Source organism: Shewanella psychropiezotolerans (assembly GCF_007197555.1).
Lineage (GTDB): Bacteria > Pseudomonadota > Gammaproteobacteria > Enterobacterales > Shewanellaceae > Shewanella > Shewanella psychropiezotolerans.
This window is the reverse complement of record NZ_CP041614.1, coordinates 474,078-495,417: the sequence shown is the minus strand read 5'-3', so window position 1 is coordinate 495,417 and position 21,340 is coordinate 474,078. Positions and strand designations below refer to the sequence as shown.

22 protein-coding genes and 1 pseudogene are annotated in these 21,340 nt (G+C 44.7%); 13 read left to right on the top strand and 10 right to left on the bottom strand.

The window, feature by feature from the left end; translation table 11 throughout:
• Positions 1–215: 215 nt before the first annotated feature.
• Complete coding sequence (locus FM037_RS02145) at positions 216–1,820, top strand: mechanosensitive ion channel family protein (RefSeq protein ID WP_144044648.1); 1,605 nt, start codon at positions 216–218, stop codon at positions 1,818–1,820.
• Positions 1,821–1,904: 84 nt separating this feature from the next.
• On the opposite strand, the gene FM037_RS02140 is transcribed toward FM037_RS02145, so the two are convergent.
• The 4 genes from FM037_RS02140 to FM037_RS02125 form a co-directional block, all read right to left on the bottom strand.
• The gene (locus tag FM037_RS02140) at positions 1,905–3,617 is read right to left on the bottom strand and encodes a formate--tetrahydrofolate ligase (RefSeq protein WP_144044647.1); all 1,713 of its coding nucleotides are present in this window, start codon (positions 3,615–3,617) and stop codon (positions 1,905–1,907) included.
• A gap of 330 nt (positions 3,618–3,947) precedes the next feature.
• Positions 3,948–4,781: a MaoC/PaaZ C-terminal domain-containing protein gene (locus tag FM037_RS02135; RefSeq protein WP_144048782.1), complete on the bottom strand. Its 834-nt coding sequence runs from the start codon at positions 4,779–4,781 to the stop codon at positions 3,948–3,950.
• Between the two features lie 319 nt (positions 4,782–5,100).
• Complete coding sequence (locus tag FM037_RS02130; protein ID WP_229381048.1) at positions 5,101–5,766, bottom strand: chemoreceptor glutamine deamidase CheD; 666 nt, start codon at positions 5,764–5,766, stop codon at positions 5,101–5,103.
• A gap of 126 nt (positions 5,767–5,892) precedes the next feature.
• On the bottom strand, positions 5,893–6,774 hold the full coding sequence (locus FM037_RS02125; RefSeq protein WP_144044646.1) for a TraB/GumN family protein: 882 nt from the start codon (positions 6,772–6,774) through the stop codon (positions 5,893–5,895).
• 56 nt (positions 6,775–6,830) lie between these two features.
• Between FM037_RS02125 and FM037_RS02120 the strand changes: the two genes are divergently transcribed.
• On the top strand, positions 6,831–7,142 hold the full coding sequence (locus tag FM037_RS02120) for a prephenate dehydrogenase (protein WP_144044645.1): 312 nt from the start codon (positions 6,831–6,833) through the stop codon (positions 7,140–7,142).
• Between the two features lie 108 nt (positions 7,143–7,250).
• On the opposite strand, the gene FM037_RS02115 is transcribed toward FM037_RS02120, so the two are convergent.
• Positions 7,251–7,787, bottom strand: coding sequence for a DUF3016 domain-containing protein (locus tag FM037_RS02115; protein WP_144044644.1), 537 nt, complete (start codon positions 7,785–7,787; stop codon positions 7,251–7,253).
• Positions 7,788–8,013: 226 nt separating this feature from the next.
• Here FM037_RS02115 and FM037_RS02110 point away from each other — a divergent pair, with 226 nt between their 5' ends.
• The 3 genes from FM037_RS02110 (at position 8,014) to FM037_RS02100 (ending at position 9,438) form a co-directional block, all read left to right on the top strand.
• Positions 8,014–8,319 carry a hypothetical protein gene (locus FM037_RS02110; RefSeq protein ID WP_144044643.1) on the top strand — a complete coding sequence of 102 codons (306 nt, stop codon included), beginning with the start codon at positions 8,014–8,016 and terminating at the stop codon, positions 8,317–8,319.
• A gap of 73 nt (positions 8,320–8,392) precedes the next feature.
• Positions 8,393–8,713 carry a hypothetical protein gene (locus tag FM037_RS02105; RefSeq protein ID WP_144044642.1) on the top strand — a complete coding sequence of 107 codons (321 nt, stop codon included), beginning with the start codon at positions 8,393–8,395 and terminating at the stop codon, positions 8,711–8,713.
• A gap of 407 nt (positions 8,714–9,120) precedes the next feature.
• On the top strand, positions 9,121–9,438 hold the full coding sequence (locus FM037_RS02100) for a hypothetical protein (protein ID WP_144044641.1): 318 nt from the start codon (positions 9,121–9,123) through the stop codon (positions 9,436–9,438).
• 104 nt (positions 9,439–9,542) lie between these two features.
• On the opposite strand, the gene FM037_RS02095 is transcribed toward FM037_RS02100, so the two are convergent.
• Positions 9,543–10,052, bottom strand: coding sequence for a DUF4240 domain-containing protein (locus FM037_RS02095; protein WP_144044640.1), 510 nt, complete (start codon positions 10,050–10,052; stop codon positions 9,543–9,545).
• Between the two features lie 261 nt (positions 10,053–10,313).
• Between FM037_RS02095 and FM037_RS02090 the strand changes: the two genes are divergently transcribed.
• From FM037_RS02090 to FM037_RS02060, 8 genes and pseudogenes are all read left to right on the top strand, one after another.
• Complete coding sequence (locus FM037_RS02090) at positions 10,314–10,715, top strand: hypothetical protein (protein ID WP_144044639.1); 402 nt, start codon at positions 10,314–10,316, stop codon at positions 10,713–10,715.
• A gap of 76 nt (positions 10,716–10,791) precedes the next feature.
• Positions 10,792–11,589: a response regulator gene (locus tag FM037_RS02085; protein WP_144044638.1), complete on the top strand. Its 798-nt coding sequence runs from the start codon at positions 10,792–10,794 to the stop codon at positions 11,587–11,589.
• Positions 11,590–11,849: 260 nt separating this feature from the next.
• Complete coding sequence (locus tag FM037_RS02080; RefSeq protein ID WP_144044637.1) at positions 11,850–12,125, top strand: HU family DNA-binding protein; 276 nt, start codon at positions 11,850–11,852, stop codon at positions 12,123–12,125.
• Positions 12,126–12,383: 258 nt separating this feature from the next.
• Positions 12,384–13,076 carry a TorF family putative porin gene (locus tag FM037_RS02075; RefSeq protein WP_144044636.1) on the top strand — a complete coding sequence of 231 codons (693 nt, stop codon included), beginning with the start codon at positions 12,384–12,386 and terminating at the stop codon, positions 13,074–13,076.
• Positions 13,077–13,476: 400 nt separating this feature from the next.
• Positions 13,477–13,650 carry a hypothetical protein gene (locus tag FM037_RS28375; protein WP_185976938.1) on the top strand — a complete coding sequence of 58 codons (174 nt, stop codon included), beginning with the start codon at positions 13,477–13,479 and terminating at the stop codon, positions 13,648–13,650.
• Between the two features lie 167 nt (positions 13,651–13,817).
• A complete protein-coding gene (locus FM037_RS02070; RefSeq protein WP_144044635.1) occupies positions 13,818–14,759 on the top strand; it encodes an HlyD family secretion protein in 942 nt (313 codons plus the stop codon).
• Positions 14,756–15,714: pseudogene (locus tag FM037_RS02065) on the top strand (ABC transporter ATP-binding protein). The gene FM037_RS02070 and the pseudogene FM037_RS02065 overlap by 4 nt, the downstream one beginning before the upstream one ends.
• 1 nt (position 15,715) lies before the next feature.
• On the top strand, positions 15,716–16,819 hold the full coding sequence (locus FM037_RS02060) for an ABC transporter permease (RefSeq protein WP_144044634.1): 1,104 nt from the start codon (positions 15,716–15,718) through the stop codon (positions 16,817–16,819).
• A 91-nt stretch (positions 16,820–16,910) separates the two neighbouring features.
• On the opposite strand, the gene FM037_RS02055 is transcribed toward FM037_RS02060, so the two are convergent.
• The 4 genes from FM037_RS02055 to FM037_RS02035 all read right to left on the bottom strand — a co-directional run bounded on the left by FM037_RS02055 (position 16,911) and on the right by FM037_RS02035 (position 20,975).
• Positions 16,911–18,284 (bottom strand): alanine/glycine:cation symporter family protein, encoded by a 1,374-nt coding sequence (locus FM037_RS02055; protein ID WP_144044633.1) that lies wholly within the window; start codon positions 18,282–18,284, stop codon positions 16,911–16,913.
• A 779-nt stretch (positions 18,285–19,063) separates the two neighbouring features.
• Positions 19,064–19,549, bottom strand: coding sequence for an Atu1372/SO_1960 family protein (locus FM037_RS02045; protein ID WP_227993260.1), 486 nt, complete (start codon positions 19,547–19,549; stop codon positions 19,064–19,066).
• A 27-nt stretch (positions 19,550–19,576) separates the two neighbouring features.
• Positions 19,577–20,443: a glycine betaine ABC transporter substrate-binding protein gene (locus tag FM037_RS02040; RefSeq protein WP_185976937.1), complete on the bottom strand. Its 867-nt coding sequence runs from the start codon at positions 20,441–20,443 to the stop codon at positions 19,577–19,579.
• 73 nt (positions 20,444–20,516) lie between these two features.
• Positions 20,517–20,975 (bottom strand): VOC family protein, encoded by a 459-nt coding sequence (locus tag FM037_RS02035; protein ID WP_144044631.1) that lies wholly within the window; start codon positions 20,973–20,975, stop codon positions 20,517–20,519.
• Positions 20,976–21,340 lie beyond the last annotated feature (365 nt).

The window sequence follows — 21,340 nt, the reverse complement described above, 5'->3', positions numbered from 1 at the left end:
GGCTAGATCTCTTTCGTTTAACAATAATTCGGTGAAAGAGTTTAACAGAATCTGAGTTAAAAAAATGCTGGTTATTCAGCCTCTATATTTCCCCTTCCCTCTGACTACTTAAGCATTAATTGACTTAACGAATAACGATAATTCGCTAATGATAATTTACACTGGCCCGATCAAAGTAATACTATAAGCGCCTAAAAAAGTAACAGGACCTTACTATGTATCGCACATTCACCCTGATCATGCTCACTCTCATGACGCTTATCGGGACTCAAGTACGCGCCGAAGAGGCTGATATAACTTACGAACTCACCTCTTTGCAGCAATCAATCCATCGCGATGTCACCCAGTTGCGAAAGGACAAAGGCGAGTTATCTCAATTCACCGAATACCGTATCAAGCAAAAATCGGCTCAATTACATCAAAGACTCGAAGAGTTAATGAATGTGGCTCCCTTGAACACCGAGCTGCTCACTCCCTATGTTAAAGATCATCTCAAGTTTATTGAGGATGTCGATGTTTATTACCGAGGAAGCATTGGCGCTCTGAAGTTAATGTTGGGTAGAGACAATGACGCCGATATCATGATGCAACTAACCAATAGAGAGTTAGATCGTGATGAGATACTACAAGCCAAATCTGATACTTTAAGCTGGGCAGAGCAGCTGTCTATCGATACCGGTGATGTAAAACAACAATTCACATCTAGCCTGATTGAGCGAGCCGATAACTTAGACAGTCTGGTGCATTTCACTCAAGACAGATTGAAAGCGGCGGTGGATGATGCCAGCCTGGCGGGTAAAGATGTCTCGAGCGATCAAACGACTCAGATCACTCGGCTTAATGAGAGACTGTCCCATAGCAGTTCCAGTTTAGCGGTCGTAATTCAACTGCTGGATAATTTAGGCCAGGACACATCTGAGTTAAAACAGACCCTGTTCAGTACATCTGGCGACATCACTCAGGATGTACTCAACCTAGACGTTGCCAGCAGCCTAGCCGAGCAATGGCTAACAACGGCCAAAAATCAGGCCATAGATAATGGCCCTAGTGTGGTTTTCAAGGTATCTATCTTCCTGCTAATCTTAATGATTGCCAGCTTAGTCGGCAAAGGCGTGGAGAAGCTGGTCAGGAAAGCGGTGGGTAACTCCAAACTTAAGTTCAGCAAGCTGCTGCAAGAGTTTTTCACCTCTTTGTCGGGTAAAGCGGTATTCACTATCGGTGTGCTGATCGCGCTATCTCAACTCGGTTTCGAACTAGGCCCCTTATTAGCAGGCTTCGGTGTTGCCGGTGTCATTATTGGTTTTGCCCTGCAAGACACCTTGTCTAATTTTGCTTCCGGCATGATGATATTGGTCTACCGTCCCTATGACGTCGGCGACCTCATCAATGCGGCTGGCGTGACCGGTAAGGTGAGTCACATGAGTCTGGTGTCGACCACCATTAAGACCTTAGATAACCAGAGACTCATCATCCCGAATAACAAGATCTGGGGTGATACCATCAATAACATCACAGTTGAGCATCAGAGACGTGTCGATATGACTTTCGGCATCGGCTACGGTGATGATATTGAAAAAGCAGAACGTGTGCTGATGGATATCGTCGCATCACATCCTAAAGTACTTAAGAATCCAGAGCCTATGGTCAAGTTGCATACCTTGGGTGAGTCTTCGGTAGACTTTATCGTACGCCCTTGGGCGAAACCTGAAGATTACTGGGATGTTTACTGGGACATCACCCGTGAAGTGAAGATGCGCTTCGACAGAGAGAACATCAGCATTCCGTTCCCACAACGCGATGTACATGTTTATCAGAGCTAACAAGCGCTAATACCGGTTGGTACAGCACCACCGAACAAGAAGCTCTAGGCTCTAGATCCTAGGAGCTTCTTGTTCAGTATTATATTAAGCCAATCCTACTATCTCATCTTGCTCATTAATATCGATATTCAGATACCCTGGCCTCACGCCTAAACCTGGCATAGTCATCACCTTGCCGACCAGTGCCGTAATAAAACCCGCTCCGGCGTTGATCTTAAATTGGATTATTGGTAATTCGAAGTCTGCAGGGATCCCTTTCACCTTAGGGTCATGACAGATAGACAGAGGAGTTTTTGCCACACAAATCCCTAAGCCTTCTAACCCCATGATTTTTATCTGATTGAGCTGCTGTTTTGCTTCATGGGTTAATGTGACCCCTTTCGCCCCATAGCCAGCTTCGGCAATCGTCATTAGCTTTGCTTCCATACTGATATCTAACGGGTAGAGAAATCTAAAATCAGATGTTTGCTGCGTGGCACTCACCACGGCTCTTGCCAGTACTTCAGCGCCGCTAGCCCCCTCACCGAAGGCATCGCTGACTTCACAGCCAAAGGCGGATGTCTCAGCCACAGCCGATTTAAGCCATTTAATTTCGGTGTCGATATCCGTTGGGAAGCGATTAATCGCCACCACGACGGGAACGCCGTATTGACCCACATTGTCTATGTGCCACTTGAGGTTAGCGAAACCAGCCATCAGCCTTTCCATGTCCGGCAGATTAATATCGTGTCGAGACTCGAGCCCAGAATTGGCCTTGAGTGCTTTTAGGGTTACCACAACAACAGCCGCATCGGGCTCTCTGCCAGATTCTCTGACCTTGATATTGCAGAATTTCTCGAAGCCCATATCTGAGCCAAAACCAGCTTCCGTGACCACGAAATCCGACAGTTTTAGTGCGATTCTATCGGCGATAATCGATGAGTTGCCGTGTGCAATATTAGCAAAGGGGCCGGCGTGGATGAGACATGGGTCTCCGGTTAACGTCTGCATCAGGGTCGGCTCGATGGCATCGCGCATGATGACTGTCATAGCGCCAGCAACGCCCACATCTTCTGCCGTAATAGGATTTCCTTGAGTATCCAATGCCAGTATCAGGCGACCGATACGCCGGCGCATATCCTTCAGATCCCGACTCAAGGCGAGTATAGCCATCAGCTCGGATGCCGCCGTGATATCGAAGCCAGAATCATGTACGGGCCCGTTATTCTCCCCTATTCCCACGCTGATATTTCTCAGACTGCGCTCATTATGATCCACAACCCTGCGCCATAGGATCTGCTTAGGATCGATATTGAGAGGCTCAATTCCAGACTGCGCAACATACTCCTCTCGAGATAATCTTGATTCATGAAACAGGCGAGCATCGATAGCCGCGGCCGCTAAATTATGTGCACTGCTGACTGCATGAATGTCGCCGGTGAGGTGCAAGTTAAGCTCCTCCATCGGCACAACTTGGGCATATCCGCCACCAGCCGCTCCCCCTTTTGTACCAAATACGGGCCCCATGCTAGGCTGACGAATACAAGCGGTAGCACGCTTACCTATGGCATTTAATCCTTGGGTCAGGCCAATAGTCGTGACAGTCTTACCTTCACCGAACGGCGTCGGAGTCACGGCCGTGACAATCACCAACTTCCCCTCCTGATTTCCTTGCAGTCGATTTAATATAGATAAACTGATCTTTGCCTTAGTATCGCCAAATAACGATAGTTCACTAGGTTCGATGCCTAACTTATTAGCGATATGCTTGATAGGACTAAGCTTTGATTGACGAGAAATCTCTATATCTGACAGCATTATTTTGCTCCTCTTCTTAAGAGATGAATTTATTTTAGTTGAGTAAATATGTGTAGGATGACAGCCAAGAATATAGGCGATATATGACATGGGCTAAATAGCCTAAGTCAGATTAGTGAAGCTTATTTAAGCTTTTTTGAATCTAAATCAATAAATAGTAATCTAGTAGAATAAAGCCGAAGAATTGAAGCAGCCCTGGCATCGAACCGGATAAAGTTAGACAAACAGCAATGGTTTAACATCTGGCAGGCCACAGCGTTGCTTAATCTCCAATGCTAAAAAACAAAAAAGGCGCCATTGGCGCCTTTTCTATTCGAGTCATACTCATTATTACAGAAAACTGATTTTTCCAGAGAGATGTGGGCGACGACCCCGTTTATCTCTTAATTCGAAGACTAAGTTATCTTCATCAGTCTCGGAATCGAAGGTAACATCGGCTGGCATTAACAGTGGCAGCTTAAATGCAACTTCCACCTTGCAGGGACGCTCGCCAATTTGCGGCATCATCTGGGCGATACAGCGAGCCTTAGACCACATACCGTGAGCTAACACACGATCGAAACCAAAACGTTTCGAGAGTACGGGGTGAAGATGAATAAGGTTATAGTCTCCCGAAGCTTTTGCATAACGGCGACCTAAATCATCGGCTAAGCTCCAAGCCTCGGGTGACTCCCAAGCCATGGCATTAGCCTTAGGTGGGCGAATACGGCGCTTACCGTTCTCGATACGATAGAGATATGTAGACAATGACTCCCAAACCAATTCACCATCGACGAAAGCTTTCGAGACTAAGTCGAATTCTAATCCTGAATCCGTCACAGTGCTGCTCATTAAGGCGCACTCAATATCGAATTTTTCATCGAGATTTAACACTCTGTACTGAGAAATACTGTTCTTAAGATGAATCATTCCAAGCAGAGGGAACGTAATGCCATCATGGGTAAAGATAACCGCATGCAGACGAAATGCCATAACATACATGTAAGTCATGGGCAGTGTCGTGCCGTCGAAGTCGAAGCCGCATACCGAAGAGTATTGAGCAACTTTATCTTGCGACAAGCTGACATTAGGCGTTGAAACGTAGATCCGTGGCAAAGGCTGCTCATCCCACCCAGGCTTACGCCCGAAGAAGATCTTGCGATAGAGGGAAAATAGAGAAGGCATCGCCTTCAATTCAATAGAATAATCATTTTCCACGTTAACCGAACCTTTCAAATTTTATCTCACCAAACAGATTTCAAGCCAGCGAGTATACCTTAAAGTAAGCTAGATACGCTAAATTCAAACAGAATTAATCTATTTCAAATAGGTTTTGAGCGTACACAAGGCGATAGACTTAGATGAAAACATACTGGATTTCTATGGTTAAAAGTGTAAAACAGATACAGCAAGATTTTGAGATGAATTTGGACTGGGTTTTGATTAAAACCCACCTATAAGATGTCGCCGAAAGTATTGTCCTGGCACTAGAGGAAACCAGGCTTCAAAATAGCTCGATCTGATTATCTTCTTGCTTTTTGACGATATTACTAAGATAGACCTTCTCTTCAGTCACCATCTGACCTATACGCGCAGGTGACATACGTTTCAACAAGACTTTACCGCTATTGGGGTGAAACAGTACTTTACGCGGCCAGGGACCGCCCAAGTCCTCCGACTCTATCGCGATCCCCTCGAGTTTCAGGTATTCCTTCACAAACTCTATGTTGGATTGACCGACATTGAGCACTGACGTCTTAGTAATCTGGGCCCCACCAAACACTTTTGCCTTTAATCTCTGACGCTTACCTCCTAAGGTCAAGATCCCATTGATCAGTTGCTCCATGGCCAAGTTTCCATAGCGGCATGAATAACTGGTCAGTTGGTGCCAGTCTTCATGAAGTTCCTTCTCGGGCAAGAGGAAGTGATTCAAGCCCCCGATCCCCAGTAAGGGATCCCAGATACAGGCGGCAACACAGGAGCCCAAACGAGTGAAAATATATTCGTCATGGGAAGATATATAGAAAGCGCCGGGATCGACTCTGGCTATGACCTTGTTATGCTTCTTATCCCAGTTTCTGGGGATCTCCTCGAAACCCAATTTCGGGGAGGAATTGTGACTGCTTGCATTCAGCCTCCTTGCTGCTAATCTCGCCGAATCAAACTCCATCTAAGATGCGAGTATCGTTTTGAATACCAATAGTGAGTCCAAAGTATAGTCAGGCAAATGCAAGCTAGCCCTAATACTTAGTCATGATTTAATCCTTATTGAGTCTGAGATTAACAAGTATCAGCTTCAGTCGCATTCCAGCTGCCAACAGCTTGTCACCTTAGCACCGTGCTGAGTCATCTCCATGGGAATACTTCTAGCGCCAACCAAGTGGCCGGCACCGATAATGATAAATAGCGGTTGCTGAATGCCAGGCTCTAGCATTAGCTCACGAATTCTCGCGGCCATATCTATGTTTCGTTGCCAGAGCAATTTGTCCAACATCAAGAGATCCTCCTCATCTGACATCTGCCCCTCCATCAACTCGGCGATATGTGCCGCATCTCCCGTTCTCCATGCCGTAACCAGGCCACGCATATCTTCGTCCGGTGATTCTATGGCTTCTCTTACCATGGCCCACTGAGACTTCTCATCGAAGGAAGAGAGTAAACGGAACTGGAACTCGGTGCTCTCTAGCTCTAACAGGGGACGGCCTTGATTACTAGCAATAAACCTCTGATCCACGCCATACTCAGCACTGTAACCTAGCTCCTCGAACCGATTCATTCCCAATTGCATCGACTGCAACCAAGGCGCGAATCCACTCAGCGTGGCACACACACTGGCTCTTTGTTTACAGTAGGCATCGAGTACAGTTTTCGTTTCAACGTCTATAGGGAGCTTGTTCAATCCATATTTTCTTATCAAGGCCATTATATCGGCACTGGCGGCATCGGCCTCGACAACTAAAGATCCTGCCGACTCAAATTTAGATTCGATCAGCGGGGCCATGGGATAGAAATTAGCCTGACCCACATGAATGGAACCGAGGAGATAGGCTGTCTGGCCCTGATAGTCTAGCTGAAAGAAAGGGGGCCTATCTTCTACTGCGGCCTGAGCCGACGCGGTAAAACCCGAAAAAACGAGCCATACAACACCAAGTAATAACCTATGCCGACTTGTTGCCATCTGATTAGCCCCTTATAATCTCGATAATTTAAAAGTTTATGCAATGAGAGGCTTTTATGCCACACACACGTGTTATTGAACAATTGAAACAAAACTTACAATCAGCCTATCGTAAATCCATCGATGCAGATGGCAAGCTCGATGAGTTAAAAAAAGCGGGTCATGTAAAATTCAATAGGATTTTCACTCAGACTGAAGGCTTCATCACCAACAGCAATCGCTTTAAGCCCTATGTCCAGGAGCTTGCCGATGAACTCGAAGAGCTGCCGACTGATAGCGAAAATATGCCTGCTGCATTAGAGAAGTTTGTACGCAAGTTGGGCGTATTGATTCAGACATTACAGGCATTTAAAGAGCAATCAAAATAATCTGTACGCTGTGAGCTCTGAATTACGAAACAAAAAAGGCTAAATAAGCGATTCGCTCATTTAGCCTTTTTGCACCTAACACATTAGAACTATTCTATTTCTTAGAACTTAAATTTTAGGCTCTACCGTTTTCTTCATCCAATCGGCAAGTAACTTGTTCTCATATCTTAATGGCTTATCACTCATGCGACCTATATTATGCATGAAGCCCATATCGGTCAGCTTCTCGTTACCTACCATGACCACCTTATCGCCCTCGAGTACCGAATAACTAAAGGTAATGCGAGGCGGATAGATATCTTTGATCAAGCGAATATCATTCATGGTCGCACCGAATGTCGGCCTGACATCGCCGGCAAGATCTAAGTCTGTCACTATCAACTCAAGTTTTTGTTCCGGTTTGAGAATTTTGCTCGCCTCTTTATTCAGGCTCTTGGTTAATGTTTCAAACGTACGAGCCTCATAACGCGACTGAATATCACTCACCGCTTTGACATCACGAAAACTGTTAGGGTCTTGCCAAGTTATCTTGACCACACCTTGCTCTGTCACTGGATTTTCAGCCACTTCATCGGCAACCGCGACACCTGAAAGCATCGCGCCAGAAACCATAGTTCCTGCTAGTAATAGATGGGTTAACTTCATATCAGCCTCCTGGGCTAAGTGTTTTTCATGGCATTTAGCGTACAAAATCTAACCTGAATATGAGCTTAATGCAAAACAATTAATGACTATTCACTTGTATAGTGCACCATTTATATTAGACCGTAACATGCTAGATTTAATTACATAATAATTAGATAAAACTGTATCAAAAATTATCATGGATAAATAGAATAGCGTCACTCAATGCTAATCTATCAAACATCAAATGAAAAATGCCCCCGCGATTATTCTTGTTACGCTAATTTTCATCGCTCTTGGTACTAGCCTCTATCTTATCAATAGCTCAGAGAAGAGTCATTCACCTGAAACCTGGTCCTCTTTCGTGTATACCAATGGCTACAATTCGGGTCGATATAAGAAGCAAGATGACTTTATCAGCTATGAAACCTGCCGTGAACACGCAGTAGAAACCTCGGTCCGGTTTGATAACGCCCCCTGGGAATGCGGGCTAAGATGCCGCTTCGACTCCAGCCGACAAGGCTTTCAATGTGAAACAATGAAAAGAGAGTAAGCCCTCCTTCTTAGCCTATAAACCTTACTGATATCATAACAGTTCAGCAGACATTCAAGTTGGCAATGATAATATGCAACAAAATACCTATCCAAGCACTATGACTATGACTATGACTTCTTCACTAAAAAACATATTAATGATCTCTCTTCTCACCGCATCTTCTTTAGTGAGTGCCACCGACTTATCTAGTTTAGAGATAGATGAGACTAAGGCCACTGCCGACGAAGTGCTTAGCCAGTATCAGGCCCTCACCGATGAGATGGATGCAGAAGCCCAATTAGACAAGATAGATCAGCAACTCGACCAAGAAAACCTCGAACTGCTACAGCCAATTTGTACCGAATACTCTATCGACATGGATACCGGCGAAGAGATCTGCACCTCACAATGATCCGTATAACGAATCCACATATGCAAGTAGCATTGCACTTGCTCATGCTGTCGAAAGAAGTGTAGATAAACTGGATCGAGGCAATCTATGCCTCGCCTTCCTTACACCTCCCAAGCAAACTTACTCAAGAACACATTCTCAAGTCAACTTCCTCAAGATAGCCATTACCGACTCTGAATCAGGCGTCTCACTCCAAATTAAACCGCTCACTTTTCATTCAGCTTAGGTTCATGGTTTACCGTTTAACATACTGAATAAGTTAACGAGCACTAGCACTCTTTTGAGACCAGGTTTCGAAAGAACAAGCTTACTACCAGAGGTGACACTTCTTCATCGACAGTTAAGACGGATGTCGACTAAGTGCAAACGCTTCCTTATCTGGTCACAATACATTTTGGAGACATTTTATGAGCCATGCAATCACGAAAACTAAAGTCAGCTTCTCTGGTAAAATCGCCCTACTCTCAGTCTTTATCATAGGCGCTATGATCACAGGTCAAGCGTCCGCCAATGACTTTACGCCTTCGGAACAAGCCGCCGTCAATCAGCATATGGAATTATTGTCAGAGCAGCAAGGCAGGTCAGATGAAGCTATGATTGATAACCAACAACAAGACTTCGACGCTGGCTTGGAAAAGGCAGAAAACAAATTTATGAGTAATATCTGTAATGAACATGGGCGTCAATACGATAATGCCACCGAAGTCTGTTACGAGCAGAAGTAAGCTAGCAACGAATACCGATAGGTATAAAAAATCAATAAAAAAAGCGAGATTAACCTCGCTTTTTTACGTTCCCTTCTCTAAAAAATCAGCCAGACAAAGCCAGTTTAGAATGGAAATCTTTGGCTCAATTGCGGATAAGTAAGTTTTAGCTGCTTTTTCTTAGTGATGAACTTTTTACCTTGTGGCGTCGCTTTTCCGGAAGGGATAAAAGGAAGTTCTTCTCCAGTTCTATCTTCGAAGATCTGACCGGCTATCAAATCATATTCATCCAAAAACGGATAAGGATAACCATCTTTCTCTGGCCACTGAGTTAACTGAGCAATCTCATCGGGGTTGGCGATCACTTTTTCGTACCAGTCTTGACCCAATGAGATAAGAAAACATCGGTACTCGGCAAAAGCATACTCTGAATCACAGCCAGTGATAATATAAGCCGCTCCCCAAATAGACCAAAAATAGGATCTGCGCATCTGCTGCCCGAATATTTTATCGAATTCGAGCAATTCTTGGTCAGATAGTTGTTCTAATTTACTCTTAAGGTTATCGGCAAGGCTTATCTGGTCTTGCGCGGGTCTCTCTCTCGTTACCAGTTGCCAGAATTCTATTTCAGTCATTGGCTTATCTTCACTCTCATCTACTGCTTTTGACTATTCTAACCAATATACTGACTCGAGACAGTACAAATTCTCAGCCAGGAAGACAGAGCCAGTAAAACTATCAATAGAGGTGTCAGCTAATACCGAGCGTATTGGTACTACAAACTTCCCCTTAAAGAAAAAGGGATATACCTTTGACAGCGCTGATGGACTTTTCTACACTCGCCAACAATTCCTAGCATCAAAATAAACTATCACTTAGGTTCTATGAGACATTTAATGAAAAAACCACCCTTAGGCTTATCTATACTCATGTTCCTATATTTCGCCTTGGCATTAATCGCCCTATTCCGGGCTGTCAATACTCAAGCCGTAGATCTGTTTTCTCTAGGGGTTATCCCGGTTCTTATAGGCCTGCTGCTAAGGACTAACTGGGCCAGCATCGTCTTTAAAGTTTACTTAGGTATACAGACACTGGGATTATCGGCACTGGGTGGCACAGCCATTATCGCCTATCAAATCTCGCCGCAAGATGTCAAAGTCATCCTAGATGGACATGATATTCCCGTTCCCCTTATAGCAATAGTTGCTACCCTACTCTTGTCATTCCAGATCTATCTTGCCCTAGCCAAATCCACTAAGGCCTACCTGCAAGCGGAAGAATCAATCGAACACGAGTAAGCTTGTTTGATCATGCATGATCTTTAATGTAATTTAGCCGCCACACAATGATAACAATATTCCGAGAATCGTGACGATGAGCATGCTACTCCCGAGTGAACTTTCAATATTACTTGTTGAGCCCTCTGATACTCAAAGAAAAATAATCAGTAACAGTTTGAATCAGGAAGGCATTAATAACATTCAGACTGCCAAAACCTTAGATGAAGCCCTCACTATCATAGACAGACATCATCCGGATCTTGTTGCTAGTGCCATGCACTTTGAAGATGGTACGGCATTAGATCTGCTTAAGCAGCTCAAAGGCAATGACGAATATCAAGATATACAGTTTATGTTGGTCTCCAGCGAATGTCGTCGTGAACATCTAGAGGCTTATCGCCAATCCGGTGTAGTATCGATATTGCCAAAGCCTTTCTCTTCTGAGCACTTAGGTAAAGCGCTTAACGCCACCATAGATCTACTCAGTAATGATGAACTCGATCTCAACCATTTCGATGTCCACAACCTTAGGGTATTGCTTGTTGACGACAGCATGATGGCGAGAAACATCATTAAGCGCACCATAAACAATTTAGGCCTTAGATTAGTCACCGAAGCCAGCGATGGGGCCGAAGCCATTGAACTGATGAAGTCGAACATGTTTGATCTGGTGATCACAGATTACAATATGCCAAGTGTAGACGGACTCGCCCTTACCCAGTTTATTCGTAATGATAGCCAACAATCCCATATCCCTATCTTAATGGTGTCATCTGAAGCGAACGAAACACATCTGAGTAACGTGTCTCATGCCGGAGTCAATGCCCTCTGTGACAAACCCTTCGAACCTCAACTGGTTAAGCAACTTCTTTATCAACTGCTCGATGAATAATACCAATTAACCCGAGAAATGCTCAGTGTGGCAAAACAAGAATGGACCAGATAACTGGTCCACCACTGGGCTAAATGCTCGATGATTCGTCAAACAAGCACATTTTGATGATTATTTACTCGAAAATTGACCTAAAACGCCATTTCAGGGCGCTAAAAGCCTTTAAAAATGGCTAAGCTTATGGCATGTTACGTAGAGTAATTACTAAGTACCTAATGTGGTTAGCTTAATTAAATCTACGGAAAGAAGAGACGATTCAAATGAATAAGACTGAACTTGTTGCAAAAATGGCTGAAAATGCGGACCTGACTAAAGCAGAAGCTGCACGCGCACTAAAATCTTTTGAAGAGACAATCACAGAAGCCCTGAAGGGTGGTGATAAAATCTCTATTATTGGCTTTGGTTCTTTTGAAACTACTAATCGAGCTGCACGTACTGGTCGTAACCCACAGACGGGTAAAGAGATCCAGATCCCAGCTGCAACCGTACCTAAGTTTAAAGCAGGCAAAACACTGAAAGATAGCGTTAATCAGTAAGGTTTTTCTGTCTAAAGAAACCTCCTACAGGGAGGTTTTTTTATACCTGAACTTCCTCCTTGCACGATTAAAGTGCACATCTGCTCTAAAATCATACAAACCAGTCCGGCAATCAGCCAAAGTCTAGATCAATCCCTTTAAATTCAAACAATTAAGTTTTGGCATAATACTCGCTTTCCTTTGAGCACATCCACTGCTTAAAAATATATACCAATTCAACTGCAGGGATAAGCACGCTAACCATCAAAGGGAATGAACATGAAACAAGCAATAATATCTGGCTCTATTTTAGCTTCAGCCATCCTGCTCAGCTTCTCAGCAAGTGCTGCCGTTTCGGGAAATGTCGGCGCGACCTCAAACTACCTATGGCGAGGTGTGACTCAGACTCAAGATGCTGTCGCTGTCCAGGGAGGGGTTGATTACGAGCATGATAGCGGACTCTATCTTGGCACTTGGGCATCTAATGTCGATTTCGATGATGGCACCAGTTACGAACTCGATTTTTATGCTGGCTATGCAGGATCAATCGGTGAAGACTTTGGCTATGATGTCGGTTATCTCTATTACGCCTATCCAGACAGTGACTCCAATGTCGATTTTGGGGAGCTCAGCGCTGGTATTAGCTGGAAATGGTTCAGCCTTAGCTACTCATATGTCGTCAACGCAGGCAGCGATGTGGCCAGCGAGCCTTTAGACAATACAGATATGGGATATATAGATGCCGGAGTCAGTTTTCCACTGTCTGAGACTCTATCCATATCGGCACACTATGGCTACTCCAGCGGAGATATTGTCACCGCTTGGTTCGACACCAGCAATTATACCGATTATTCGGTCTCACTCAATAAAGAGACAGATTTTGGCTCCATCTCTTTCAGCTTGAGCGATACCGACCTAAAGGATGATGATCCAAAAATTGTCTTAGGTTACAGCTACAGTTTCGACCTTTAATAAAATCACTATCCTGATGCTAGTTTACGTTAGAGTTTGCTAACTTTGTGATCCAGAATCGGCTAGGTTATCGTTTTTTTGGCGATGACCTAGTTCACGGAACACATTAAATCATTGGTTAAAATACAATTAAATAAAACCCACCCTAAGTTATCCCCACTAACCATTAATTTTTTATTATCTACAAATAATGTTAAATGGATCTCACTTTCCCTCCAAATAGCCTGATATCTTTCTTATCAGCGCTTACTAATATGAAGCCGGATACTTCCAACTCAACAGAGTTAACATCCTAAGCTAAAGCGCTTTTTCTACTAAGTTCCTGACACTTTGTCAGTCTCATTTTTCTCTGGCACACAGATCCACCAGCCATAGAATTTTTAAAATATAGGAGTTCGTTATGGCTCAGATTATTGAACTTGTGCCCAACGATAGAGAGATAGAAGCCTTCACCTCACCAAGAAACCCTAAAGCGGCAGATGAATTGCAACACCGACGAGAAGTGAAAAAACGTTTAGAAGAGTTACTCGCCGAAGCAGAACTTAAACGCGCCATGGGTGGAGACTTTTACTAATATCTTAGATTAGAGGAATACTCGAATGAGACCATTTGAGTATTCCTAATCATAAGTACTCCCTAGCCCCTTCTTTTTACAACTTATTTAACAAAGCGATTGATCTCTTTTTCTGTGCATTCCATTATGACTAGATGAGGCTAAGCTCTAATCAAGGAATAGAACAGATGAAGCAAATCCTGTTAATCACTATGCTCGTATTATTAACCGCCTGTCAGGGAGACATGCCAAATCAGGCATTAGGCACCTTAGAGCGAGATCGCGTATTGCTTCGAGCCACGGCGAGTGAAATTATTACCTCATTGCCCCAGACCGAGGGCAGCCTGGTACAAAAAGGTGATCTACTGGTTCAATTTGATACCCGAAAGCAAGAATCAAGAGTCGCCATCGCCAAAGCCGAGGTCAATAAGGCTCAGGCTTATCTGTTACGATTAACCAACGGCGAACGACCCGAAGATATCGCCACCGCTCAGGCCAATGTCGCCCGTACTAAGGCTGCATTATTAGAAGCCGAACAGAACTTAAAACGCACATCCAGCCTGTTGAAGCAAAACCTAACCAGTCAGGCGACCCAAGACAAGGCGAAGGCCGGCAGAGATCAGGCGCGTGCCGAATTAACCGCAGCACAGGAAAACCTCAGTAAGCTTATCGCCGGCGTCCGGGAAGAGGATATCAATCAGGCCAAGGCTGCGTTAGATGCTAATATTGCCAATCTCTCGCTGGAGCAGCAGACATTAGATGACTTAAGCGTGGTCGCTACCCGTAGCGGACGGCTCGACAGCTTACCCTTTAACCTTGGCGAGCGCGTGCCACCAAATGCCGTCATAGTCGCGATTCAAGCCGACAATGCTCCCTATGCGCGCGTCTACATACCTGAAACCTATATGGCCAAGCTCACCATAGGTCAGAAACTTAACGTACGGGTAGACGGCATAGACAAGGCCTTCATCGGCACTCTACGCCGTTTGAATAAGGAACCCGCATTTACCCCTTACTATGCACTCAATCAAAAAGACAGGGCCCGCCTGGTCTACCTCGCCGAGATAGATCTGGGTCCAGAGGCCGATAATTTGCCTACAGGTATCCCCTCTCAGGTGGACCTGCCATGAACAGCTGTGACACACACGACCATGAACTCGCCATCGATGCCCGAGGCCTGACCAAAATGTTCGGCAAGCTCGCCGCGGTATCAAATCTCAACCTTCGCGTCCCCAAAGGCCAGATCTATGGTTTTCTGGGGCCTAATGGCTGCGGCAAGTCCACCAGCATACGTATGTTAACTGGGCTACTGACCCCTACCGCTGGTGAGATAAGTGTGCTGGGTATGTCTATCCCCAAACAGAGTGAAGCACTCAGGCTACGTATAGGTTATATGACACAGAAGTTCTCCCTGTATGACGATCTCACGGTCAAAGAGAACCTGGAGTTTATTGCGCAGATCTACTGCTTATCCCCCAACGAGAGCAAACGTAAAATAGAACAGCTCATCAGCACCTATCAGCTAACAAAACTGGCTAAGCAGTTTGCCGGCACCTTAAGTGGCGGTCAGAAACAGCGCCTATCTCTTGCCTGCGCTTGCCTCAATGACCCTGAACTCCTGTTCCTTGATGAGCCAACATCGGCCGTAGATCCACAGAGTCGACGTAATTTTTGGGAGCAACTGTTCGATCTTTCCGAAGCGGGAACCAGTATCTTAGTGACCACTCACTATATGGATGAAGCCGAGCGTTGCCATGGCCTGGCGATTATGGATCAGGGCGTTATACTCGCCGACGACAGCCCAAAAGCTTTGATGGAGAATATGGGGGCGAATGTGCTCGAACTCACTCACCCTAACCTGAGACAAGTAAAAGATGAGTTACTCGAATTTAGCGAGGTAAGATCGGCAGCCCAAATAGGGGCACGCTTGCGAGTGCTGGTAGATGACAAGGTTAACCAACCCGATATCTGGCTAAAACGGGCTCTGCCCACACTGGAACAATCTGAAATACACTTAACCCCCCTAATCTCGAAGATGTCTTTGTGACTGTCACTGAGCAATCATCCGCCTTGGAGGTCAGTTAATATGTCCATGATTAACAGCTTTCGCAGAACCATGGCGATAACCACAAAAGAGATAAGGCAGCTTAAGAGAGATCGCATTACTTTTGCCATGGTGGTGATGATCCCTCTGATCCAACTGCTGCTGTTTGGTTATGCCATCAACACAGACGTAAGAGACGTGCCCGTTGCCATCGTCGATCAAAGTGACTCCGCCGCGGGTCGCTGGATAGTCGAGGCAATTAAAGTAACCCAGGTCGTATCTGTGGAGGCCTATTACAAAACCAGCGGTGAAGCCGAAGCCGCTATTACCCGCGGCGAGATCAGAGCCGCCCTCATCCTGCCACCAAATTTAACCGAGAAGCTGGCCAACAAGGAGACCTTAGGTCAATGGTTAGTGGATGGCTCGGACACCATGATAGCCGGCGCAATTATGCAACTGCGCAACATGCCTCTGGATCAGATAACCAACCTAGTCTCAAAACAGGCACCGACATTTGAAGTCGCACTTTTTTATAATCCTGAGCAAAGATCCGCGGTCAATATTATTCCCGGGCTTATCGCGGTGATCTTAACCATGACCATGATCTTGTTTACTTCGGCCGCCATAGTCCGTGAACGTGAGAAAGGTAATTTGGAGCTGTTGATCACCACCCCAATCAAGCCTCTGGAATTGATGTTAGGTAAAATATTACCCTATATATTCGTCGGTCTGATCCAGATGACCATCATTCTTGGCCTGGGCCACCTCATCTTCGATGTGCCGATCAATGGTGATATCGCTCAGTTGCTGTTAGGCACCTTATTGTTTATCGCCGCGAGTCTCACTCTGGGACTGATCATCTCAACCATAGCCAAGACTCAGCTTCAGGCTATGCAGATGACCATATTTATTATCTTGCCCACCATATTGCTGTCAGGCTTCATGTTCCCCTTCGAGGCTATGCCCAAACCTGCTCAGTGGCTTGCCGAAATTCTTCCTGCAACTCACTTCATGCGCATCATTCGCGCGGTGGTGCTCCGAGGCGGAGAGATAAGCGACATGAGTTTCGATGCCCTCTGGCTGGTCGGCTTTACCATCATAGGTATTATCATAGCCTCACTAAGATTCAATAAGCGCCTGGATTGATACCTATCGGTATAAACAGGATCTGGAAATCACAGACATAAAAAAGCGCCTCTCGGCGCTTTTTGTTTTCGATTATGTAGCTATTGATAGATTAAGCTTTAGCAGCCGCCTCTTCTTCGCGCTTCTTAAGAAAATATTCCCGAGTCAGTTTAAACACTACCGGACTGAGTAATGCCAGAGCGATAAGGTTTGGAATCGCCATCATGGCATTGAGCGTATCCGCCAGTAACCAGATGAAATCCAGTGAGCTAACCGCACCTAATGGCACCACCAGAATCCATAGAATTCTGAAAGGCTTCACCGCCTTCACGCCAAATAGATACTGCACACACTTCTCGCTATACACACTCCAACCTAAGATGGTGGTGAAGGCGAACACAGATAGGGCTATTGCCACAATATAGTTACCCATAGGCAGCGCCGTTGAGAATGCCAAAGACGTCATCGCCGCGCCATTCTCACCCGATGTCCAGGCACCCGATACTATGATTGCCAGGCCTGTGATAGAACAGACGATTAAGGTATCGATAAAAGTACCCAACATGGCAACCAGGCCTTGAGCGACCGGGTTATTAGTCTGAGCCGAAGCGTGAGCAATCGGTGCACTACCTAGGCCCGCTTCATTAGAGAAGATGCCTCGTGCCACACCGAAACGAATCGCTGCCCATACCGCTGCACCGGCGAAGCCACCTTGAGCCGCAACCGGATTAAATGCACTGTGAATAATCAAGGCAATGGCATCCGGAATCTCGGCTGCATTAACGGCTAATACGGCAAGACCTGCAGCGATATAGAACAGGGTCATGAGTGGTACCAGCTTACCCGCCACATCGGCGATACGCTTAATACCGCCCATCAGCACAGCGCCTACCAGCACCATAAGTACTAGACCAGTTACCCAAGTCGGCACGCCAAAATTACTGCTTAAAGCGTCGGCTACCGAGTTTGACTGTACTGTATTACCGATACCGAAACCGGCAAAAGAACCGAACAGGGCAAATGCGGTACCTAACCAGGCCCACTTGCTGCTGAGTCCATTTTTGATGTAGTACATAGGGCCACCGATGTGGTTGCCATTTGCATCTATTTCACGATACTTTACCGCGAGTACTGCCTCGGCAAACTTAGTCGCCATACCCACCAGCGCCGTACACCACATCCAGAATAACGCGCCCGGACCACCAATAAAGATAGCTGTAGCAACACCGGCAATATTACCTGTACCGATTGTTGCTGAAAGCGAAGTCATTAACGCATTGAAAGGGCTTATCTCCCCTTCCATCGACTTATCTTTATCAGGGATCCGACCAGACCAGAGCAGTTTAAAGCCTGTTCCCAATTTTAAAATTGGCATCAGTTTCAAACCTACGGAGAGAAACAGACCAACACCTAAGATCATGACCAGCATGGGGACACCCCATACAAAGCCATTGATCATACTGACAAATTCAGTTATTCCTTCCATTTAAACCTCTTCAATTCTTGCTGATTATTTTTATGTTTTTTGCGTTTAGCTCTATGGCTAATATTTTTGATTGCGCCCCAGAGTACAACGAATAGTTAAGGTTTGGAAAGGGTGGAGGAGGAAACTAATGGTGAATAGTTTTACACATAGAATACGGTAACTTGTCGGATAACAAGTTTGATTCAAATATCTTTTTTGGGTTCATTGGGCGGGGTTGTGAGTTTTCAAATAAAAAGTTTACAAATATCTAGGTTATTTTATCTAACAGTTATGATAGCGGCCAATGAATTTAACAACCAAACTTCATTTTTATTTATCACCTGCCGTGGGTACCGTGCATGAATGCACCAATGTCGTGAAGGCCGGTCAATGATGCTCCTTTCATCATAATGGCATTCTCCATATCCATATGGGTCAGATGTCTAGGAGCGACCTTAAGTGCAAACAATTGTGGGCGTCTCAGTTCTTCATCACATTACACAACAACATGTACTTCTCTTGCACCTGCACCTAAAGCTATTTCCCTAAGTACGCGATCTTCGACTTCAGATAAACCACCCTCAAGATATTCATGTGGTAGTAAAAGGTTCTTTGGATATGAAAGTCATAGTACGTTCATTGGTAGACAGCACCATTTTATTTGAATATACATCTACTTTGATTTCCATATTCCCTCTACCTGAAAAAGTAACGCACTAATAACGGGCAAAAAATTGTTGGCTAATATGTTGAAGAACGAAAATAGCCTGCATTAACAATGGAAGACCTGATTTATCGCCTCATTTACAAAGTATATCAGATTTTAATTCGGCAAATAAATACACCAAACAAAGGCTATTAAGTGGCATCACAGGGTTAGTCCAAATCATACGAGTATGACGTCCCCGCTCACCAAATACCTCAAGCATAAGATCCGATGAGCCATCCAGAGCCTTAGGATGGTCAAAGCAGTTTTCACCTACATTCAACACGCCTTCTAATCTATAGATCTGCTTTATTTGTGAAAGGTCACCACAAGCCTGCTTAAGTTGTGCAATTGCATTCAACGCTGCCAGTCGACAGGCTTGATAGCCTTGCTCTAGTGAAAACTCCCGCCCTAATTGGCCTTGATATTGTAGCTCTCCATTTAAATATGGAAACTGACCCGATGTCATAAGTGTATTGCCTACAATACAATAAGGCTCATAATTCCCCAGAGCCGAAGCAACATCGGGTAGAGTTAGTCCTAATCGCTTTATTCTCATTTCAGCTGAATCATCTACCAAGATGTTTACTCCTTAAGACTCAGTCATCTAGGCTTTATCGATTTGCATCAGAGGTTCTAGCCATTGAGCAAGGTGGGTTGGATTATCTGTCAACCACTTAGCAGCAGCCTCATCCTCCGTTAGCCCAAGTCGATTGACGCCATAATCGAGCTCAGCAACAATCTCATTTGAGAGATGAATATTATCCAGTACAGCAATCTGTTGCGACGTAAAGTGTGCATTGAGGCTATCTTCTCTAGCAAGCAATACCGCTCTATCTTTACCGCCAAGCAGATATTTAGGATCCCCTAACTCTCGGATTTTATATTGGTGATGCAAAAATTGTGGGTGCCATAACGGCACTATGACCCAATCTTTCACCGCTACAGCCGCTTCAAAGGCAGCGACACAATCCGCCTGAGTACCTGTCCTAAATTGATAACCTGATGCACTAAGCTCGTAATCCAGCATGATTTTCTTAGAGAAGCGAGTGATCCCAGCCCCCTCTCCTATCCCCTGAATAAAGGGACGCATTTTGGCAATAACGTCTGGCTTAAGCAGATCTCCTATCTCCTCCACATCAGAGACAGGAACATAATCCGGTACACCCCAAAGCGCATAGGGTTGATAATGCAAACCCAGCTCACGAGTCGGAATAGTCTCTTCGACAGAAGTTTGATAAAGACCATGGCTATGTGGCAACCAAGCGGAACTGACAAAATCAACATTGCCATCTTTTAGCCGATTAAAATTAGCTTCATGTAGATCATAACTACGAATAACCTGCTTCCCCATGACGCTCATCACCTGCGCGACAACCGCAGCCGTTACACGATGAAAACTCAAATTAGTCACGCCCAATTTAACTGAGGACAAACCACTCCCTGCCAGCACTTTAGTTGATGAAAAGCTCATTAATCCTGCCGCTCCTAAAGACATTAAAATTTTCCGGCGTAGCTCACTATAATTATCCATTTATTCCTTCTACTTACTCGTTAATAAATAGTAAATTTTTCATTGGGGTACCAACAAACTTATTGTCAATATCGTGCGTAAAAATCATCTCTACAGTGATCCCATTAGGATCTTCAACAAATAACTGATGCTCACCAATCTCAGGCACCACTCTCTCTCGAAATGATATTGCCAGTGACGCTAGCCGCTGTTGCATTTCCGCTAGACGATGGCCACGAAAGGCAAGGTGGTCTATCATTCCTGAGCCAGAAGCCGTATCTCGCTTTCCCAAATAAGCCTGTAATTCAGCATCATCAGGATTAACTTCAACCAAATGCAACAAGGGCTTATTCGAGGCGTACAACCAATGCCCTACAAACCTAAACTCAGGTCGCTCCCCTTCAATTAAACCAATAATGTTTTGATAAAAATCTAATGTTTGCGATAGATGAACCGTCCTGATCGTAAAATGATCTAAGCCAGTAATATTCATAATTTAACTCCTTATTTCAGGGCTCTGATTCTTTATGGTGTTAATTGAATTTAGATTGAACTAATTACCTTGAGCTTCTTTTTCTAGGGGCTTGAATCGAAAAATATAGCAATAGACTTCATGCACAAACCTAGAAATTATCGTTTACGTGCAACCTATCTTAATGAATTTATTTATTTTTATAAGTCAGATAATAGTGGCATCAGTTTCAAAAAAATATTGATAATAAAGGACTGATGTAAGACAGTTTACTAAAACCACTTGGCATGACTAAATATAAGGAAAAGTTCAATACCAACAAGATTGCCACTCATTGTTAATCAATAACCTACCCAGTATTTTACTGGTTATCACTACTAAACTTT

Excerpts from the sequence above, each read along its gene's own strand:
- FM037_RS02060 (WP_144044634.1), top strand. The coding sequence starts at position 15,716 with ATGTCCATGATTAACAGCTTTCGCAGAACCATGGCGATAACCACAAAA.
- FM037_RS02130 (WP_229381048.1), bottom strand. The coding sequence starts at position 5,766 with ATGGAGTTTGATTCGGCGAGATTAGCAGCAAGGAGGCTGAATGCAAGC.
- FM037_RS02040 (WP_185976937.1), bottom strand. The coding sequence starts at position 20,443 with ATGAGCTTTTCATCAACTAAAGTGCTGGCAGGGAGTGGTTTGTCCTCA.
- FM037_RS02075 (WP_144044636.1), top strand. The coding sequence starts at position 12,384 with ATGAAACAAGCAATAATATCTGGCTCTATTTTAGCTTCAGCCATCCTG.
- FM037_RS28375 (WP_185976938.1), top strand. The coding sequence starts at position 13,477 with ATGGCTCAGATTATTGAACTTGTGCCCAACGATAGAGAGATAGAAGCC.
- FM037_RS02085 (WP_144044638.1), top strand. The coding sequence starts at position 10,792 with ATGAGCATGCTACTCCCGAGTGAACTTTCAATATTACTTGTTGAGCCC.
- FM037_RS02095 (WP_144044640.1), bottom strand. The coding sequence starts at position 10,052 with ATGACTGAAATAGAATTCTGGCAACTGGTAACGAGAGAGAGACCCGCG.
- FM037_RS02100 (WP_144044641.1), top strand. The coding sequence starts at position 9,121 with ATGAGCCATGCAATCACGAAAACTAAAGTCAGCTTCTCTGGTAAAATC.
- FM037_RS02145 (WP_144044648.1), top strand. The coding sequence starts at position 216 with ATGTATCGCACATTCACCCTGATCATGCTCACTCTCATGACGCTTATC.
- FM037_RS02080 (WP_144044637.1), top strand. The coding sequence starts at position 11,850 with ATGAATAAGACTGAACTTGTTGCAAAAATGGCTGAAAATGCGGACCTG.
- FM037_RS02090 (WP_144044639.1), top strand. The coding sequence starts at position 10,314 with ATGAAAAAACCACCCTTAGGCTTATCTATACTCATGTTCCTATATTTC.
- FM037_RS02120 (WP_144044645.1), top strand. The coding sequence starts at position 6,831 with ATGCCACACACACGTGTTATTGAACAATTGAAACAAAACTTACAATCA.
- FM037_RS02135 (WP_144048782.1), bottom strand. The coding sequence starts at position 4,781 with ATGCCTTCTCTATTTTCCCTCTATCGCAAGATCTTCTTCGGGCGTAAG.
- FM037_RS02110 (WP_144044643.1), top strand. The coding sequence starts at position 8,014 with ATGAAAAATGCCCCCGCGATTATTCTTGTTACGCTAATTTTCATCGCT.
- FM037_RS02105 (WP_144044642.1), top strand. The coding sequence starts at position 8,393 with ATGCAACAAAATACCTATCCAAGCACTATGACTATGACTATGACTTCT.
- FM037_RS02070 (WP_144044635.1), top strand. The coding sequence starts at position 13,818 with ATGAAGCAAATCCTGTTAATCACTATGCTCGTATTATTAACCGCCTGT.
- FM037_RS02140 (WP_144044647.1), bottom strand. The coding sequence starts at position 3,617 with ATGCTGTCAGATATAGAGATTTCTCGTCAATCAAAGCTTAGTCCTATC.
- FM037_RS02115 (WP_144044644.1), bottom strand. The coding sequence starts at position 7,787 with ATGAAGTTAACCCATCTATTACTAGCAGGAACTATGGTTTCTGGCGCG.
- FM037_RS02055 (WP_144044633.1), bottom strand. The coding sequence starts at position 18,284 with ATGGAAGGAATAACTGAATTTGTCAGTATGATCAATGGCTTTGTATGG.
- FM037_RS02125 (WP_144044646.1), bottom strand. The coding sequence starts at position 6,774 with ATGGCAACAAGTCGGCATAGGTTATTACTTGGTGTTGTATGGCTCGTT.
- FM037_RS02035 (WP_144044631.1), bottom strand. The coding sequence starts at position 20,975 with ATGAATATTACTGGCTTAGATCATTTTACGATCAGGACGGTTCATCTA.